Origin of the sequence: Sphingobium lignivorans (assembly GCF_014203955.1) — a bacterium.
GTDB lineage: Bacteria > Pseudomonadota > Alphaproteobacteria > Sphingomonadales > Sphingomonadaceae > Sphingobium > Sphingobium lignivorans.
Window position 1 is genome coordinate 2,660,834 of the sequence record NZ_JACHKA010000001.1, and the last position, 16,543, is coordinate 2,677,376.

The window sequence follows — 16,543 nt, forward strand, 5'->3', positions numbered from 1 at the left end:
GTCACGCAATCAGCGCCCCGCCGCCAAACGAGAAGAAGGACAGGAAAAAGCTCGACGCGGCAAAGGCGATCGACAGACCGAATACGATCTGGATCAGGCGCCGGAAGCCACCGCTGGTCTCGCCGAACGCGAGCGTCAGGCCGGTGACGATGATGATGATCACCGCGACGATCTTGGCGACCGGCCCTTGCACCGAATCCAGAATCTGCTGGAGCGGTTGCTCCCACGGCATTCCGGTGCCGGATGCAAAGGCACGGGTCGTGACGGTGAGCGCCAGGCCGATCGCGGCGCCGATGAGGAAAGTGGAACGGCTACAAGGGATCTTCAAAGCACGCATGTCATTCTCCTTGGGGTTGGGAGGCTGGGGTGATGTCGAGGACCGCGTAACCGCCGTCGGGATCGAGACCGGCGACGCGGGCGATCGTCTCGATGCGGCGGCCTACGCCACGCCCGGCGATGAACACGATCAGGTCGATCGCCTCGGCGATCAGCCGACGGGGCACGGTGACGACCGCCTCCTGCACGAGCTGTTCGATCCGATAGAGGGCGGAGGTCGCGCTGTTGGCATGGACGGTCGCGATCCCGCCAGGGTGACCGGTGTTCCAAGCTTTCAGCATGTCGAGGGCTTCGGGGCCGCGCACTTCACCGACGATGATGCGATCCGGCCGCAGCCGGAGCGTCGATCGAACAAGGTCGGCCATCGTTACCGAGCCGGCACGGGTACGCAGCGCCACGACATCGGGTGCAGCGCATTGCAGTTCGCGCGTGTCCTCGATCAGGATCACCCGCTCGTCGAGATGCGCCATCTCGGCGAGCAGCGCATTGGCGAGCGTCGTCTTACCCGACGACGTGCCGCCGACGACGAGGATATTCATGCGATCGACGACGGCGCGGGACAGCAGCCGGGCGGATTCCGCCGGCATGATACCGTCGGTGACATAATCGAGCAGCGTGTAGATGCGCGCGGCAGGCTTGCGGATCGAGAAGCAGGGCGCGGTCGATACCGGCGGCAGCAATCCTTCGAACCGCTCGCCGGCGCCGTCGCCGTGCGGCGGCAGCTCGGCCGAGACGATCGGCCTTTCGCCATGCACCTCGCTCCGGGCCTGGCTGGCGACCAGCCGGATGATCCGCTCGACCTGCGCGGGATCGAGGCGGACGTCCGTATCGACCCGACCTTCGCCGAGGATGTCGACGCGCAACGCGCCATCGGGATTGACCATCACCTCGACCACGCGGGCATCGCCAAGGGCGGCGGCGATGGCCGGCCCCATCGCCGTGCGCAGCATCGCGCGACGCCGGTCGACGGACAAAGTGGATGCCGCGGTCACTGCTGCGCCTCGGCGGCGTCAGCGCCGCGCAATGTGTGCTTGCCAGCCGCGATCTGGCGGCCGAGCTGGGCGATGAAACGCTCGAACCGTTCGTTGCCGGTCGCGAGCGCGGCGGTATCGGCTTCGGGGAGCGGCGCGGTGACGGTAAGCTGGTAGCGCACGAACAGCGCGAAGGCTTCGAGCACAACCTCGATGTCGCGGCGGCACGATCCGATCTCGCGCGAGATGCGGTCGAGCCGAACCTTGAGCAGATCATCGACTTCCTTGGTGGCCCTGCGGGCCAGCCAGGTGCCGAGCGCCTCATTGACGATGCGCGACTTGTTGCCGCCGGGGCGCAGCGCCAGCGCTTCCAGCGCGTCGGCAAGCTCCCGGTCGATATAGAGGTTCTGCCGGATCTTCATAGGTCAGAACCCTGGGAGCAGGTCCTGGGCCTGCCCCTGGTTCATCGCATGGCCGCGCACCAGCGAGGCACGGGCGCGATCCATCACGCGCTTATCGACGGCGGCGTCCGTGTCGTCGCGCTCGGTCTCGGGAAGATCGGGCTGCTTCTCCGTCTCGGTCCGATCTGTTTTCTCCTCGAGACCGGGGTGGCGCTGCTGCTGAAGACCACCTTCGTCCTCGGCCGCACCGGCCTCGTCACTGGCGATCCCGAGCCGCGCATCGGGTGTGCGGACGATGCCAGCCCAATCGTCGGGACGGGTCTGCGGCCGGTCGGCATAGGCGCCGCGGGCCAGCTCGGGCGGCGGGGCGAGACGGTCGCGGAAGTTCCGATCCTCGTAATAGCGCAGCTTTTTCGCACGGATCGGCGCGAGCCCCGAGACCAACACCAGCTCATCGGCGGGCGGAAGCTGCATCACCTCGCCCTGGGTCAGCAGCGGACGGGCGGTCTCCTGCCGGCTGACCATGACGTGCGCGAGCCAGGGTGCGAGCCGGTGCCCGGCATAGTTGCGCATCGCGCGCTGCTCGGTCGCTTGCCCGAGCGCGTCCGAAATCCGCTTGGCGGTGCGCTCGTCGTTGGTCGCGAAGGCGACGCGGACGTGGCAATTGTCGAGGATGGAGTTGTGCTCGCCATAGGCTTTCTCCACCTGATTCAGGGACTGCGCGATCAGGAAGACGCGCACGCCGTATCCGGCGAGAAACGCGAGACTGGTCTCGAAGAAGTCGAGCCGCCCCAGCGCCGGGAACTCGTCCAGCATCATCAGGAGTTGGTGCCTCCGGTTCTTGTCAGCGTTCGCCATCGAGCTTCTCGGTGAGGCGGCGGCCAATCTGGTTGAGCACGAGGCGCACCAGTGGCTTGGTGCGGCTGATGTCCGACGGCGGGATGACGAGATAGAGCGAGACCGGCTGCGGCCCTTCGACGAGATCGGCGATCCGCCAGTCGCAGCGCGATGTGACCTCGGCGACGGTCGGATCGCGGTACAGCCCGAGGAACGAAATGGCGGTCGACAGCACGCCGCTGCGCTCGTTGTCGGACTTGTTGAGCACCTCGCGCGCGGCCGACGCGACGACGGGATGTACCCTCGGCGCATCCTTGGTGCCGAGATGATTGGTGGTCATCATCCGCCGGAGCGTGGCGGTGAACGGGCGCCGGGGATCTGACAGGAAGGTGGCGACCCGCGCGAGCGTTTTCTCTTCTTCGGCGTAAAGAACATGCAGGATCGCGCCGACCAGCAGCGAGTGGCTGGTCTTTTCCCAATGATTGCGACGCTCGAGTGCGCCTTCGGGATCGACCAGGATGTCGGCGATGTTCTGGACGTCGCGGACCTCGGATTCGCCGCGGCGGACCTCGAGCAGGGGATTATATTTGGCCGAGCGCGGGTCGGTGGGATTGAACAGCAGCACATGGCTGAAGCGCGACCGCCAGCCGGCGGTGAGCTGCCAGTTCTCGCCCTTGATGTCGTGGATGACTGCCGAGCCGGTCCAGCTCAGCAGGGTCGGAACGACCAGCCCAACGCCCTTGCCCGAGCGGGTCGGCGCGAACGCCATGACGTGCTCTGGCCCGTCATGACGGAGATAGCGTCCCTCCAGGCGGCCGAGAAAGACACCGGCATCGCGGCGCAGGCCAGCACGCGCGATCTCACCGGACCTTGCCCAGCGCGCGGAGCCGTAGGTGGTGACGTTGCGCGACTGGCGAGCCCGCCAGAGCGAACCGGCGATCGCGGCGCCGCAGCCCAGGAAACCGCTGGCACCGGCAAGCGTGCCGGCCTTATCGAAGACGTGCGGCGCATAGGCTTCGTAGTGATACCACCAGAGGAAGATCGCCCAGGGCCGATAAATCGGAGTGCCGTCGATCACGAACCAGGCAGCGCCGAGCTGCCGCTGGTAGCCGAGCATCGCCGCGCACCATTGCGTCGATGCCCAGACGCCCGCGATAACGATCGCGAAGACAACAAGAATCTGGCCGATCAGCAGCTTGGTTGGGGTCACGTTCCAGCTCCGGGAAGGACGGTTCGTCCTGACCGGGCAAGAATCCCATTCCTCAGCCTGCGAGCGTTACGGCCTCGCTGCCGACAGGGGCTGCCTTTCTGCCGACAGCCGTTCAATCATGCGCGGTGATTGACTCGATGTTCCATTTTTGTTCTCATGCTCGGCATGACCCGAGTCGATGACGATATGCTCTCGCTGCACCTCGAGGTGGCCCTTTCCACCGCAGCCCCTTCGTTGCTCGATAGCCTGACCGATTCCGACCGGCGGCGGCGTCATGCCGCAGTCGGCGAGATCGTGCGGCAACTGGTGGAACGGTTGCGCTGCTTCGACATCCGTGCCGAGCGCGATGAGACAGGGGTATCAAGGCAGCGGCTGCTCTTCCCTCCCGATATGGGGCCGCTAGGTTAGAGTCGGACATATCGGACATTCTGGACAAAGCGGATGTTCATCGCTATATCCGGCCTGGAAGGAGCGATGAACATGGCGACTCAGTTGCACAGTGCCGATACCAGCGCCGGTGTCCGCCGGTTGGTGGCGAGCGAAGTGAATGAAGCGCTCACTCGCCAGCCTGGCCTTGCCAAGTCCGCGGCCGCCAACACGGCGCAGATCGTCGCCGCCGTCGCCGCCGTCGTGGTCGCGCTGCCCCCGGCGCAGCAGAAACGGCTGAAGAGCAAGAGCGCTGACGTCGCCGATATGATCGCCGCCCTGGCCCGGGAGGATGCGCCTGCCCGAATCGAGATTCCCGAGCCGACTGAGATTGAGCTCGGCAAGGGCAGCGGTATCGGCGAGTTGATCGACATTGAGGAGGGCCGGCGTCGGCTGGCCGCTTATGCGACCAGGGTTCCGCTCGAGGATTGGGCGGGGCCTGTCGCCGGATCGAGCGCGCTGAGCGATCAGGGCATTGCCCGCTCGACGCTCCATGACTGGCAGAAGCGTGGACAGGTCGTGGCGTTGCTTGCAGGCGCGCGTAAGCACGCCTTTCCGCTAGAGCAGTTCGTCGACGGCCGCCCCGTCGAAGGCATCGCCGATGTGCTCAAGGCCGTCGGCAATCCGCGCCGTGCCTGGCTGTGGCTGGTCCAGCAAAGCCCGTTGCTCGCCAACAAGCGGCCGATCGACCTGCTCAAGCAGGATCGCAGGGACGAGGTCGTGGAAGCGGCCTGGACGGTCTTCGAACATCCGTGACTTTCGACGCCGCAATCCTGCGGGAGCTGGCGGTCGGTATCGACGTGTCCGGCTATCTGCGGATCATCGAAGCGCGCCATCGCGCCACGCCGATGGGCGTGGGGCATGGGAAGACGCGCTTCTCCAGCGCGACCAACGCCTTCACCGTGCTCTATGCCGCGCAGGATCTGCCGACCGCCATTGCCGAGAAGGTCATCCGCGATCGCTTTCAGGGCAAACAAGCGCGTGTGCTGCTCGGAGCCGATCTTGATGAGTTGGTGGTCACGAACCTGATTGCGTTGAAACCGCTCAAGCTGCTGGATCTTCGCACCAGCGGAGCGAGCCGGCTTGGCGTGCCTACTGATGCCATTCGCGGCCGGGCACAAAAGGCCGGTCGCAGGTTCAGCCAGCAACTCTATGACGCGACCGACTTCGACGGCGTCGTCTATATGTCCAGGATCACCAACGCCGAGTGCGTCGCGATCTACGATCGCGCTGCCGAGGTGAAGCTCGATCCGCGCTGTCCGGTCGAGGATTTGACGCGCCTTGCCGATCTCATACCCGCACTGACGTCACTGAACGTTCAGCTCCGGCATTGACGTAAGCGCAATCGCTATATGGCCGAAGGAGAGCAAAATGGATTTCGACACCATCGTCATAGCCCGACGTCTGCAGGACACCGGCGCAACGATCCGGGTTCAAACGACCGCGGCCGAAGGCGAGCGGCAATTTCGGTTCGATGCTTCCGATGCGATGGATTTCTTGACCCATCCTCGTGCTTGGACCGCGACTGGTCTAAGGACGCCTGCCGACGGCCGGCTCGGCGATGAAAGGTACGAAGGCGATCCCGACGACTGGATGGAAATCGAGTTCGGCGAGCCGGATCCAGCCATTACTCCCTTTCGTTGAACCTGTGCCGATCAGGAAATGCTCGGCCCACTCCGTTGACGCCCTAGCGACCAACTGATCCCACCGTCGCGCATGATGCCGGACACCGACTTGCCAACATGCGGCCCCAGCACCGGGCGCCAAGGGACCAATGTGAAATCCCGCGAGCGCTCGATCAGCGCATGCCGGCCGCTCACCAGCTCGACCGTGCGTGCGAACCGGCCCTCGATCCGCTCATGCTGCCCTGCCTCGGCGAACGGCAGGCCCAGCTCGTCGGAAAGCTGCCCGGCCACGCGCAGCAACTCGCGCCGCTGAAGCGCGGTGAGCATATCTGGCCGCGGCGTCCATTGTCCGTCCATCTCCTCGGCAAGCCCCTGCGCCATCAGCCATTGCCGCCGCCGCGCCTGCGCCTGAACGGCATCTTGCCCGAACGCGGCGTCGCGCAGCGGCTCCGGCGTGGGCGCGACCAGCTCGCGGTCGAGCCAGGTCGCCGCATCGGCGTCGACCAGTTTCTCCAGGGGCAGGTGCGAGAGTGTTTCCACCGCAATCGGCCGATCCCTGGCGCGCGCCGCTTCATAGGCGGCGGCGCGGTCGAGATGATCGGGCGCGATGATCCAGGCGCCGTCGGGCTCCCGCTCAACCGCCTTCGTCAGTCGCCGCATCGCCTCAAGCCGGCGCACATGACTTTCGGCGAACGCTTCGGTGGCGCTCGGATCGTGGCGAAGGTGCGCATCAACCGTATAACGCCCGCCATTGGCGGCAGCGACTTCAGCCACGGTGCGATCGGCAGCGCGGATGCGCGTTTCGACCGGCGTAATGCGAACGATCGCGCCGGTCTCATGAGCCTCGACATTTTCGCCCTTGCCGATCGCAACATAGTGCGAGCGTCCGTCGGCCGCCTCGACGATCAGGTAATGGCGATCGGCATGTTCATCGGACAGGCCGCGCTCGGCGATACGACCGACCAGCGGACGGGCACCCGGCGCGGTGGGATCGTAGATTGCCTGGTCGGCGATCGCCAGCGCCTGGCCGCGCGCGGCATAAGCACGCTGCATCGTGCGGATGATGTCGCCGCGCTCGCCCATGCGCCGGAGCGTGCCTGCGAGATCCGGCGCAAGCCGCCAATGGGCCGCGCCGAACTGCGTTGCCAGGCCCAGGCGCTCCAGCTTCTTCAGCCGGCCCATGCGGATGGCCTGATCGAAGGCGCCACGCGCGTCCGAGCTGACGAGGATATTGGCGTCGGCCTCGCGGATCAGCGCGCGGTCGATGCTGGTCAGTCGTTCCTGTCCGACCTCGGCGCGCAGTCGCAGCTCGATCGCGTCGTCAGTGCGCGGTCCCAAGTCGAGATCGACCAGCTCGCAGGCGCGCTCGCGCAGGCCGTGGCTGATATAGTCGCGGGCGATGACGAGATCGCGGCCGCGCTCGTCGATCCCGCGGACGATGATATGGGTGTGCGGGTGGCCGGTATTGTAATGATCGACCGCCACCCAATCGAGCTTCGTTCCGAGATCCTCCTCCATCCGGGTCATGAGACGCCGGGTGAGCGGCTTCAGATCCTCATAGTCCGCGCCGTCCTCGGGGCTGACGATGATGCGGAACTGGTGACGGTCGTCCCTGGCCTGGTCGAGCCAGGCGTTGCGATCGACCTTGTCGGTTTCGGCGCCATAGAGCTGGCCGCGATCGCCATCGCGGGTGGTGCCATCACGCTCGACATAGCGAAGATGCGCCTTGGCGACAGCGAAACCCTTGCCGCCCAGGGTGACCGGCCTGATCTTGACGATGACGCGGCGCTGGCGAAACGCGGCGAAGCGGTCGCGGCTGGCGAGCACGCGGCCGACCCCGGCGCCGCGCCCGATCCGGCTGCCGGTGAAGCCCGGCTTGCGCGACAGTCCCGGCGCGCCGCCGCGCGCGAGGTTGGCGGCGGCGATGACGCGGTGGAGAAACTTGCGCGGCGATCGCGACTTGCTACCGCTGCGGATGCGGCCCAGCCGAGGCTCGAACTCGTCTTCGGTGCTCATGGACAGGGTGATCCGGCCAGCGAAAAGCCGACCATGCGCGCTGGCGAAATCCATGAAAACCGGTGCCGCTGAACATGGCGGAAATCCGCCATTTCTGGCCCGACCGGCACTGCCTCCGCAGCGGCGGCACTGTGCTCCGCCCTAGAAAAACGATGTGCAGACAATAACTTATGGTATGTCGGCGGAGCCGGTAGTGCCATAGCTTCTCTATCTTGCCTTACCCCTTCTGCTCCTGCCCCCCGCCCCTGCTGCCACTTCGTGCTCGATCCCGTTCTCTGTGCAACGATCAAAATGGGGGAGCGACGCCCTTGCAGACATCGCTCCGGACCGGTCATTCCAGCGCTGCGTTTCCTGTTCCGAACGCGGCCTCGAGCCGCGCTTTCTCCGTCAGCGCCATCGCCAGTTCGGCCCTGATCTGAGCCTCCTCGACAGGGTTCGATATGGCTCCTAGCTCGGCGCGCAGCTCCTCGATCTGAGCTTCGATTGTCATGTCCGGTTCCTCGCTTTGCTGTGAAAGACGAGGCTGGCCGCTGGGTGGATCGGGTCGGGTCAGGAGATCGTGGCGCTGGGCGCCACGACCGCGCGAGCGGCGATGGGGGTCACGATTTTCCTGGCGCCGCGCGACGCTGACGAAGGAGAGCCGACGCTGGTTCGCCAGGAAAATGGTGGGGCCCCGTCGTCTCTTGAGGCGGCCCGATCCAGCCTGCACACTGGGACGAACTGAGCAGACATCCCCTTTCCGGGTTGCGCCGCCCTATGGTCGCGCGCGGTCGGAAGCCGTGTTTAGATCGACAAAAATGCCATTGCCATTCGGCTGTCGGGGGGGCTGTCCAATAGCCCTGCCCGCAGAGAAAAACAGCCTGTCGCCGGAAAGAATGCCGGACGGCATGGCAGGCGAAAATGGCATCCGGGCAAGCACCGCGAGGTAGGCCCGGGTCTCGCCCGGAAGCGGACGGCCCGTCCGAAGGTGCTCCGCATAGCGTGTTGGGCCGGCATTGTAGGCCCCAAACAGCCCCGGGTAGCCGAACCGATCATGCATCAGCCGCAGATAGGCCGCGCCCGCCAGGATGTTGTCGCGCGGATCATGAGGATCGGGCCCAAGCCCGAGCCGGCCGCGCATTTCCGCATAGGTGCCCGGCATGAGCTGCATCAGGCCTATCGCTCCGGCACGGCTGGTGATCGGTTGGCCATCGAGGGTCGTCCTTCCGCGGCTTTCGGCGCGCATGACGGCAATGATCCAGGCTTCCGGTAGGCCGAGGCGCTGTGAGGCTTCGGCGATGATCGGCTGCCATCTTGCGACCGGATCTTCAGCGACACGAGCGCTTGCCGGGGCCGCGACCAGCAGTGCCAGCGCGACCGCGATCGTATTCAGCGCCGCCACAAAAGATGCGCCTTGCCGATGATGCCATCCGCTTGGGTCGGCCCGAAATAGCGCCCGTCAAATGACGCCGGGTTGTCCATCAGGAGGAGCAATGCGCCATCGCTCAAGGTGACGCAGCCGGTCCACCAGGGCATCGGACGGCCACGCGCATCTGTGGTCAGACGCCGCGCAATTGTCCGATCGTTGACGCTCAACGCCGACCCGGATGCGCAGACCCTGTCGCCCGGCGCGGCGGCGACGCGCTTCACCAGCGGTACATTGAAGGGGATGTAGCGGCGCTCCGCACCAAGCCGGCGCGCGGTCTCGGGTGGCCAGGCGATCACCATATCGCCGGTCCGAATTCGCTCGGGCGCGGTCACGGCATAGAGGCCGACCGGCGCGCTTGCCGATGTATTCCAGACCAGTAGCGGGCGCGGCGGCAGCGCGATCGTTGCGGCGAGACACGCGACCCCGATCCCGAGGATCGCTGCGCGATGGCGGAGCGTGCGGCGGCGCTGCCTGGCGTCCCGCAGCGCATCGCCCCAGCGGGAAAGCCCGCGCCCGCTCATCGCCGGCCTCCGTTGCGCGAGGCCTCGGACCAGGCGATGAGATCGTCGATATGGTAGAGGACATAGCGCGCGTGGCGGCGGAAGGCGGGACCTTCTCCGCGCCGGCGCATGCGCTCCAGTGTGCGCATCGACAGGCCGAGAAAGTGTCCGGCCTGGGCGGTGTTGAGAAACGGATTGCTGGTGCGCGCACGCTCGGCGCGCGTCATATCATCATCGTCCATGTCGGGCTCCGTTCCGGGCGGCGCCGTGCTGGTCTGGGGGCGGCCCGGTACGGCGTACTTCGCCTGCCGACGGCGATGGTGGGAGTGTCGAACCCGCCAGAGGCGAATTCGACACTCCTTTGGCCGGTCAGCGCGACCAGATGAGCTTGTGCTCGCCTTCGTCGCTCTGGGTGAGCGTCGCATAGATCGGGGCCGGGAAGGACGGATCGTCGAGCTTGAGGCTCAGATATTCGAGGCCGGTTTCGCGCGCCGCCTTGGTCCAGCCCGCGCCGAATTCGACGCCGTTGGCGTTGACGCGGTGGTCGGGCGCCTTGTCATGCTCGCGCTCGCAGGGCCGGATCGTGGCCTTGACGCGCAGGGTCAGGGTGCGGATTTCGCCGGCGTAGATGCCGTTCTCGCCGCGGATGAAGCTGCCAATCTGTGCCATGTCGTCATTCCTTTTCAGTCTCGACGCCGCCCGATTGCGGCCTCGATGCGGTTGTCGGGCCGCAGGCCGGACGGCGCGCACCCGCAGGGCCGAAGCGGAAGCGGAGGACGGCGGGAGGCGGGCTTCTTGCCGCGCGAGGAAGGCGTGGCACACGCCGGGGAAGAAGCCCGTCGGTTCGCCGTTGCGCGATGAAGGACGGACAGCGGCAAACCGCTCAATCGAACAGGCCGCCGGCAGCGCAGACGGAAAAGTCGGGCGACAATGAAACGGGAATGCGTCAGCCCCGATGGGACGGCCTACGCCCGAAACCAGCGCCTGTGGTCCCCCTGCCGCCCGTTGCCCGCCCGCCGCGACGCTCCTACAAGAGGCGGACGGAGGGGGAACGATGACGGTACTGGATCAGGTGCGGGGATTGGTCGAGCGGCTGGCGCCGACACCGATCTGCGACGACTGCATCACCGGCAAGCTCGGCCTTTCGGTGCGCCAGCATGCCAATCACAAGACACGCGAGCTGGCTGGCAGTGCGGGGTTCGAGCGCCGCAAGGATGTCTGCTCAATCGGCGGCGAGACACGGATCGTGATCCGCCGCGCGCGGAAATAGCATGCCGATCAGGCTGTCTTTTCCGGTCGGTGCGTTTGCCCTGCCGCTGACCGCGCCATTCGAGCACCTGTCACCGGTCGGATTGCTGATGTAACCGATGGCGATAACTTCCAGCTGGAGAGCGGCGAACGCATCCGGATCGGCGGTATCCATGCGCCGGAACTGCATCAATGCCAGGCGGCAAGAACAGCGGCAAGCGGTCGATCTGGTTCAACGGCAAGAACACGCGCGCAGACTGAGCCTGTAAAGCCGCAATATCAGAAATATGTCGCAACCGGTTTCCGCCGCATCGTCGAGGATGACCCGGACCTGCCCGTTCCCTGAAACGAAATGCCGCGCGCCGACGCCCGTCAGGGCCGAGGCGAGCGGCGAAATTTTTCAACCAGCCGGAAAGAAGAGCGGACGGCGGAAAACCGCCGCCCGCATCGAGATCAGGCCGCGTGCGCCACCGGCTCGGCCTCTGCTTCGCCCGCAAGCATCGCCCGCGCCGCTTCGACCCTGGCATGGGCGGCGACGGTGGCGACGCCGCCGCGCGCGGTATAGGCGGCGGGGGGGAAGGCCATCCATTTCGGCACCCAGCGTTCGACCCTGGTCCTCCCATCCTTGCCGTCGAGATGATCGCGGACGATGCGCTTCAGGGTCATGGTCGTCTCGTCCGCATTGGCGCTGGCGACCTGCTCGCCCGCCATTTCGGCGACGATCTGGCCGAGCACTTCCTTATCACGGATCAGCTCGAACAAAGCCGCGTCGGCCTGCCACCAGTCGGCCATATCGACGGTCAGACAGGCGCCGACCGCATCGACGGCGGCGCTGCCGACTGCCAGCGTTTCGCCCATGACAAGGACGATGACCTCCATCAGCGCCGGGTCGGACAGGTTGAGCAGGCGCAGGAACAGGCTCGCCACGCCATAGTCGTCGCCATTGCCGCCGGTCACGGTCGCTTCCTCGGCAGAAAGACCGAGCACAGCGAGCACGGCGCGGCGATGCTCGTCGAAGCGGGTTTCGGCAAGGCAGGTTTCGACGGACTCGCGCACCGCATCGTTGCGAGCGGTCTGCGGGTCGGGCTTCACGCTCCACAGGTGCGAGCCGACGATGGCATGGGCGACCATGAGACGCAGCGCGACCGCCGGATGGCTAAGGAGAGCGGCCCGCACCGCCGCATGGCGATGGAGATGGACATAGGCGGCGAGGGTGCTGGTGAGTTCGGCGCGCCCCGGCTTCGTCCCGCTCGCGGGGGTCGCGCCCGTTTCAGCGCGGCGGGCTTCCTTGCGCGTGAGATAGCCCTCATGGAACACCACCTCGCCATTGGCGCGCAGGGCAATATAGACGCGCCCGCCCTTGCGCTTCTGCGCGCGTTCATGCTCCCAGGTCTGGAAATGCTCGCCGGGCGGCACGATCACGACATCGCTCCAGCCATTTTCCAGATAGGCGGCCTTCTTGGTCTCGATCGCCGCATTCTGTGCGGTCCAGAAGGCATCAGCGTCCGCGAAATAGCGGTCCTCGCCGAAAAGATCGCCGGTGATCGGCCCCTTGAAGCTGTCCACGTCGAACAGGGCGTGCCTGACCGGGATCGCCTGTCCTCCGAACAGCCATGCCTTCACCTGATGCCCGGTCGGCGCCCGGGCTTGCGGATCGTCGATCAGCGCCAGCCATGCCTTTTGCTGGCTCTTGCTGGCCAGGGTCAGGTGGCGGACAGTGGCCGCATCGATCTTCTCCCTGCGGTAGAGATCGCGGATACGCGGGAGCAGATTGCCAAGGGCGAGGACGCGCCGGACCGTCAACTCGGGCAGCCCGAAGGTCTCCGAAATGTCGGCCACGTCGCGGCCTTCCCTGACCAGCCGGGCGAAGCTCTCCCACTGGGTCACCTCGTCGGGGTCGAGCCGCGCCATGTTCTCGATCATCGAGGCTTCGATGGCGGCGGCATCATCGCCGTCCCCGAGAATGGCGCAGGGCAAAGGCCCGTGGTCGATGCCTTCGGCGCGGGCAATGCCATCGGCGGTCCAGCGCCGCGCGCCTGCGACGATGCCGCAACGGCCTTCGTCATTGGCGGGCTTGACCAGCAGCGGCAGTATGATGCCGCGCTTGCGGACAGTGGCGATGATGTCGCTCACGTCCGGGGCGCGTCTGCCGTAGCGAATATTTGTCTTGTCGATGAACAGCTTGTCATGATCGATGAAGTCGAGTTTCATGGGACTACTCCTTTTGAGTGCCGGTCCCGTTGATCTTGCCGGATGGCGGGACCGGCTTTCTGATCGGCGGCGAACGGCCGCCCGCGTCATCCGCCGTTGCCGGTCGGAAGCTCGGAAGCGCCGCGCGCTGCGCGGCGGAGCAGCGATTCGGCTTGGAGGATCGAACCGGCGCGGCGCGCCCATTCGGCCCAGACCGACAGCGGCCGGTCCGTCCCGAACGCGATGTCGCGTTCGATGCGCAGGCCGTACGGCAGGCGGACGCTGGCGATTTCGGACAGGCTGAACACCCCGAGCCCGGGGCAGCCGAACCCGAGATCGGCAAGGCCGAACAGGGTGTCGTCATCCTCGTGAAGCTCGGTCGCCAGCCATGTGGCAGCGCTCAGCGGATTGAACAATTTGACCAGGGGCAGCGGATCGTGGCCGGGCAAATTGATTTTGCCAGCGTTGGCCCGCAGGGCGGCGCGAAGCCCGGGCGTGAGGAGGATCATGCCGCGATCCTCCCTCCGACGCGCGCATCCTGCGCTTTGCGATGCCGGGTCAGCAGCCAGTCGGCGGCCCTGCTTGCCTGACTGGCGGCGCGGAAGATCGCCCGGCTGTCCTCCCGGCAAACCTCAAGCCATGCCGCGAGGTAGTCGGCATGGCGGACGGTCGGCACGATGCCCAGCGCGGCGCACAGGAAGGCCGATCCCATTTCGGCGATATATCCTGACAGTCCAGCCCAAAATGGCGGTTGGAAGGTGAAAAGCATCGGTAGCCTCCAGCACTGCCCAAAAACCCCATGGCTCCCGCCGAGGCGGGGGTGGGCGGCGAGAGCGACTGGAGAGGCCCGCTGAAGCGGCGGGCTGCACCCGGAGGGGCGAAATGAAATGGAGCAGCCCGGCGAAGCCGAGGCTTGCAGCGCACCGTGGCGGGCCTAGCAGGGATCGCCGACCACTCCCGCATCGCAGGGAGGCCCAGAATATCAGCGCCGCCGCGCAAGCGGCGTCCGCAATACTTTAAGCGTCTGTCTGGCTATGGCGCCGGCAGCTTCTCCGGCTGCTCGAAAGCGTTATCGAGCGGGGCGAATATGCTATGACTGTTCAGGATTCCGCAGGAGTTGAAGATGAAGATAAGCGCGCGCAATCAGATCGCAGGAACAGTCGTTTCTGTTACGCCAGGTGCGGTGAGCGCTTCGGTCAAGATCGACATCGGCGGCGGCAACATCGTCACGTCCAGCGTGACCAACGAAGCCGTGGCTGATCTGGGTCTTTCCGCTGGCGACAAGGTGACGGTCATCGTGAAGGCGAGCGACGTCCTGATCGGCAAGTAGTCGATGGTCAGGAAAGGGGCTCTCAAGCTCAAGGCGCAGATATTCTGCGGCGATCAGCCGGCCATCGGCCCCGGCAAGGCCGATCTGCTCGAAGCGATCGACCGCGAAGGCTCGATCGCGGCCGCGGGCCGCGCGATGGGAATGAGCTATCGCCGCACCTGGATGCTAGTCGACACCATGAACCGATCCTGGAAAGACAAGCTCGTCGAAACGACCAAAGGCGGCGGGCCGTCCAAGGGCGCGCGGCTGACCGATTGCGGCCGAACGGTGCTCGATGCCTATCGCGCGCTTGAGCAGCAGCTTGCGGAGGCGGCCGAAGGGAGGCTCCGCACGTTGACTGCGCTCTTGCTCGACACCCCACGAGAGGCGAGCGAGCCGGCCCGAGCGGCATCGACGCCGGCAGCAACGAATTAGCCTCAGAGTTTTTTGCCGCACGCCTTCATCGGCAACGCGAACTGCGGGTCTGTGATGAAACGCTGATCGGTCAAGGCCCTGAGAAAGGCGACGAGATCGGCAATATCGGGTTCCGAAAGCCTCTCGATCGAGGCAACAGTACGATGGTGACGAACAGCATCGATCAATGTCGGGCTTTCGCCGTCGTGCATATAGGGCGCAGTCAGGGCCACATTGCGGAGCCCGGGCGTACGGAATTTGCCATCGTCCGAAGCGATGCCCGTCACCTCCCCGAGACCCCGATCGGTTCCCCGCGTCGGAACTTCGAGGGCATGGAAGCCATCGTCGGTGAAGTTCGGCCCGCCATGGCAGCTGGCGCAATCAGCGCGTCCGAAAAACAGCTCGGCACCGCGTCGCGCCGCTGGGATCATCGCATCGGCCCGCCCCCGGCGAGAGCGATCGAAGGGCGTATCGAACGCCAGCATCGTGCGCTCGAATGCCGCGAGTGCCTTTGCCACGGTCGTCATGTCGATCGCGCCGTTCACCTCGGGAAAGGCCGTCTGGAACATCCGAATGTAGCAAGAATCGCTGGCGAGCCGCCGCGCTATCTCGGCCTCCTTGCCCTTCATGCCCATCTCGACCGGATGCTCGCCTAGCACCGGCACAGCGACCTGCAACTCCAGGCTCGTCAGGCGCGGGTCGGCCCAGGTCAGCCTTGCCGCATAGCCGACGTTGGCGAGCCCGGGGACATTGCGGCGGCCGGGATCGCCATACACGCCGGGACGCGTGCGGTTGTCGTCGGCGAAGGCATGCTTTTGCGAATGGCACGTGCCGCAGGACATGGTGCCGTCGATCGACAGGTCGGCTTCATAGAATAGCCGCCGGCCCAGTTCGACCTTGGCCGCACTCATGGGGTTGTCGATGGGAACCGGGGGCGGCGCCATTCCGGCTAGAAGGTTCCAGCGCCATTGCGGCGAATGGGCAGCTGCGATCGTCAGAAGAGCAGCCGCGATCCCCAAACCGTTACGTGCGACGCGGCGCATTGCCTCAGGGCAGCCGGGCGATCATCAGCGAAAGCTTCGGCTCCCCGTTCGCCGCGATCTGGAGCGTGTACCGGCCCGGCGTCAGCGGGAAATCGACCATCTTGCGGATGCCCGAGCAGTCCGGCCCGTGACCATGCGCCGTCGATGCGACTGCAGTCCTGCCCCGCAGCACATCGATCCACGCCCCGGAGCCGAGCGCGACGCGATAGATGCCCGCTTGTTCGACCGTAAAGGCGAACAGGCCGCCATAGCTGACCGAGCCGCCGGGCTTCTCAGGGCGCGTCACGTAGCGGACTTCGCTGGTCGACTTGAGTGTCGCGTCCGCCGCAGAACCGATGACGAGAGTCGCGGCGCGAAGGCCCGACGCATCGCTGGATGCAGCGATCGGCCGCCGTGAAGACCACCCCAAGAGCTCGGGTGGCATGGTCGCCGAACCGGCAGCGCAGCCCTTTACGTCCTGCTGGGCGCGGGCGTCCGACAAGGACGTCATCAGTGCGATCCCGACCAGTGCTGCGACAAGACCATGGCGCATCCCGCTGTTCCTCCGAACCAAGTGATGTATATGGCCATATATAGCGAGTCGCCAAAGCACAATGCCGGCGCGCGCCG

The 16,543-nt window shown here is 66.0% G+C and carries 22 protein-coding genes and 1 pseudogene; 7 read left to right on the top strand and 16 right to left on the bottom strand.

The window, feature by feature from the left end; translation table 11 throughout:
* Position 1: 1 nt before the first annotated feature.
* From HNP60_RS12315 to HNP60_RS12330, 4 genes and pseudogenes are all read right to left on the bottom strand, one after another.
* Positions 2-337, bottom strand: coding sequence for a TrbC/VirB2 family type IV secretion system protein (locus HNP60_RS12315; protein WP_184154136.1), 336 nt, complete (start codon positions 335-337; stop codon positions 2-4).
* Position 338: 1 nt separating this feature from the next.
* On the bottom strand, positions 339-1,286 hold the full coding sequence (gene trbB, locus HNP60_RS12320) for a P-type conjugative transfer ATPase TrbB (protein ID WP_184157033.1): 948 nt from the start codon (positions 1,284-1,286) through the stop codon (positions 339-341).
* A gap of 38 nt (positions 1,287-1,324) precedes the next feature.
* Positions 1,325-1,729 carry a CopG family transcriptional regulator gene (locus HNP60_RS12325; protein ID WP_184154138.1) on the bottom strand — a complete coding sequence of 135 codons (405 nt, stop codon included), beginning with the start codon at positions 1,727-1,729 and terminating at the stop codon, positions 1,325-1,327.
* A 3-nt stretch (positions 1,730-1,732) separates the two neighbouring features.
* A pseudogene (locus HNP60_RS12330) lies at positions 1,733-3,755 on the bottom strand (conjugal transfer protein TraG).
* 165 nt (positions 3,756-3,920) lie between these two features.
* On the opposite strand from HNP60_RS12330, the gene HNP60_RS12335 reads away from it, so the two are divergent.
* The 4 genes from HNP60_RS12335 to HNP60_RS12350 all read left to right on the top strand — a co-directional run bounded on the left by HNP60_RS12335 (position 3,921) and on the right by HNP60_RS12350 (position 5,825).
* The gene (locus tag HNP60_RS12335; protein ID WP_184154140.1) at positions 3,921-4,163 is read left to right on the top strand and encodes a hypothetical protein; all 243 of its coding nucleotides are present in this window, start codon (positions 3,921-3,923) and stop codon (positions 4,161-4,163) included.
* Positions 4,164-4,235: 72 nt separating this feature from the next.
* Complete coding sequence (locus tag HNP60_RS12340; protein ID WP_184154141.1) at positions 4,236-4,937, top strand: antitoxin Xre/MbcA/ParS-like domain-containing protein; 702 nt, start codon at positions 4,236-4,238, stop codon at positions 4,935-4,937.
* A complete protein-coding gene (locus HNP60_RS12345) occupies positions 4,934-5,515 on the top strand; it encodes an RES domain-containing protein (RefSeq protein ID WP_184154143.1) in 582 nt (193 codons plus the stop codon). Before HNP60_RS12340 ends, HNP60_RS12345 begins: the two co-directional genes overlap by 4 nt.
* A 37-nt stretch (positions 5,516-5,552) precedes the next feature.
* On the top strand, positions 5,553-5,825 hold the full coding sequence (locus HNP60_RS12350) for a hypothetical protein (protein WP_184154146.1): 273 nt from the start codon (positions 5,553-5,555) through the stop codon (positions 5,823-5,825).
* An 11-nt stretch (positions 5,826-5,836) separates the two neighbouring features.
* Here HNP60_RS12350 and rlxS read toward each other — a convergent pair whose 3' ends face one another.
* From rlxS to HNP60_RS12380, 6 genes are all read right to left on the bottom strand, one after another.
* Positions 5,837-7,876 (bottom strand): relaxase/mobilization nuclease RlxS, encoded by a 2,040-nt coding sequence (rlxS, locus tag HNP60_RS12355; RefSeq protein WP_260394862.1) that lies wholly within the window; start codon positions 7,874-7,876, stop codon positions 5,837-5,839.
* 277 nt (positions 7,877-8,153) lie between these two features.
* On the bottom strand, positions 8,154-8,312 hold the full coding sequence (locus HNP60_RS12360; RefSeq protein WP_184154149.1) for a hypothetical protein: 159 nt from the start codon (positions 8,310-8,312) through the stop codon (positions 8,154-8,156).
* A gap of 264 nt (positions 8,313-8,576) precedes the next feature.
* A complete protein-coding gene (locus tag HNP60_RS12365) occupies positions 8,577-9,203 on the bottom strand; it encodes a transglycosylase SLT domain-containing protein (protein ID WP_184154151.1) in 627 nt (208 codons plus the stop codon).
* On the bottom strand, positions 9,191-9,751 hold the full coding sequence (locus HNP60_RS12370) for a S26 family signal peptidase (protein WP_184154153.1): 561 nt from the start codon (positions 9,749-9,751) through the stop codon (positions 9,191-9,193). Before HNP60_RS12370 ends, HNP60_RS12365 begins: the two co-directional genes overlap by 13 nt.
* Positions 9,748-9,972, bottom strand: coding sequence for a helix-turn-helix domain-containing protein (locus tag HNP60_RS12375; RefSeq protein ID WP_014076936.1), 225 nt, complete (start codon positions 9,970-9,972; stop codon positions 9,748-9,750). Before HNP60_RS12375 ends, HNP60_RS12370 begins: the two co-directional genes overlap by 4 nt.
* Positions 9,973-10,099: 127 nt before the next feature.
* Positions 10,100-10,399, bottom strand: a complete 300-nt coding sequence (locus HNP60_RS12380; RefSeq protein WP_184154156.1) for a DUF736 domain-containing protein — start codon at positions 10,397-10,399, stop codon at positions 10,100-10,102.
* Between the two features lie 385 nt (positions 10,400-10,784).
* Here HNP60_RS12380 and HNP60_RS12385 point away from each other — a divergent pair, with 385 nt between their 5' ends.
* Positions 10,785-11,000 carry a hypothetical protein gene (locus HNP60_RS12385; protein ID WP_184154158.1) on the top strand — a complete coding sequence of 72 codons (216 nt, stop codon included), beginning with the start codon at positions 10,785-10,787 and terminating at the stop codon, positions 10,998-11,000.
* On the opposite strand, the gene HNP60_RS12390 is transcribed toward HNP60_RS12385, so the two are convergent.
* The 4 genes from HNP60_RS12390 to HNP60_RS12405 all read right to left on the bottom strand — a co-directional run bounded on the left by HNP60_RS12390 (position 10,953) and on the right by HNP60_RS12405 (position 13,880).
* Positions 10,953-11,153 carry a hypothetical protein gene (locus HNP60_RS12390; RefSeq protein WP_184154161.1) on the bottom strand — a complete coding sequence of 67 codons (201 nt, stop codon included), beginning with the start codon at positions 11,151-11,153 and terminating at the stop codon, positions 10,953-10,955. The two genes, HNP60_RS12385 and HNP60_RS12390, sit on opposite strands and share 48 nt — an antisense overlap.
* 278 nt (positions 11,154-11,431) lie before the next feature.
* On the bottom strand, positions 11,432-13,189 hold the full coding sequence (locus tag HNP60_RS12395) for a ParB/RepB/Spo0J family partition protein (RefSeq protein WP_184154164.1): 1,758 nt from the start codon (positions 13,187-13,189) through the stop codon (positions 11,432-11,434).
* 86 nt (positions 13,190-13,275) lie between these two features.
* On the bottom strand, positions 13,276-13,677 hold the full coding sequence (locus tag HNP60_RS12400; protein WP_184154167.1) for a DUF2958 domain-containing protein: 402 nt from the start codon (positions 13,675-13,677) through the stop codon (positions 13,276-13,278).
* Complete coding sequence (locus HNP60_RS12405; protein ID WP_260394864.1) at positions 13,674-13,880, bottom strand: zincin-like metallopeptidase domain-containing protein; 207 nt, start codon at positions 13,878-13,880, stop codon at positions 13,674-13,676. Before HNP60_RS12405 ends, HNP60_RS12400 begins: the two co-directional genes overlap by 4 nt.
* Before the next feature lie 411 nt (positions 13,881-14,291).
* Here HNP60_RS12405 and HNP60_RS12410 point away from each other — a divergent pair, with 411 nt between their 5' ends.
* A complete protein-coding gene (locus HNP60_RS12410) occupies positions 14,292-14,498 on the top strand; it encodes a TOBE domain-containing protein (RefSeq protein WP_184154173.1) in 207 nt (68 codons plus the stop codon).
* 3 nt (positions 14,499-14,501) lie between these two features.
* Positions 14,502-14,912: a winged helix-turn-helix domain-containing protein gene (locus HNP60_RS12415; protein WP_184154176.1), complete on the top strand. Its 411-nt coding sequence runs from the start codon at positions 14,502-14,504 to the stop codon at positions 14,910-14,912.
* A gap of 2 nt (positions 14,913-14,914) precedes the next feature.
* Here the strand turns inward: HNP60_RS12415 and HNP60_RS12420 are convergent, their stop codons facing one another.
* On the bottom strand, positions 14,915-15,934 hold the full coding sequence (locus HNP60_RS12420) for a cytochrome c peroxidase (RefSeq protein WP_184154179.1): 1,020 nt from the start codon (positions 15,932-15,934) through the stop codon (positions 14,915-14,917).
* Between the two features lie 4 nt (positions 15,935-15,938).
* Positions 15,939-16,466, bottom strand: a complete 528-nt coding sequence (locus HNP60_RS12425; protein WP_184154182.1) for a homogentisate 1,2-dioxygenase — start codon at positions 16,464-16,466, stop codon at positions 15,939-15,941.
* Between the last annotated feature and the right edge of the window lie 77 nt (positions 16,467-16,543).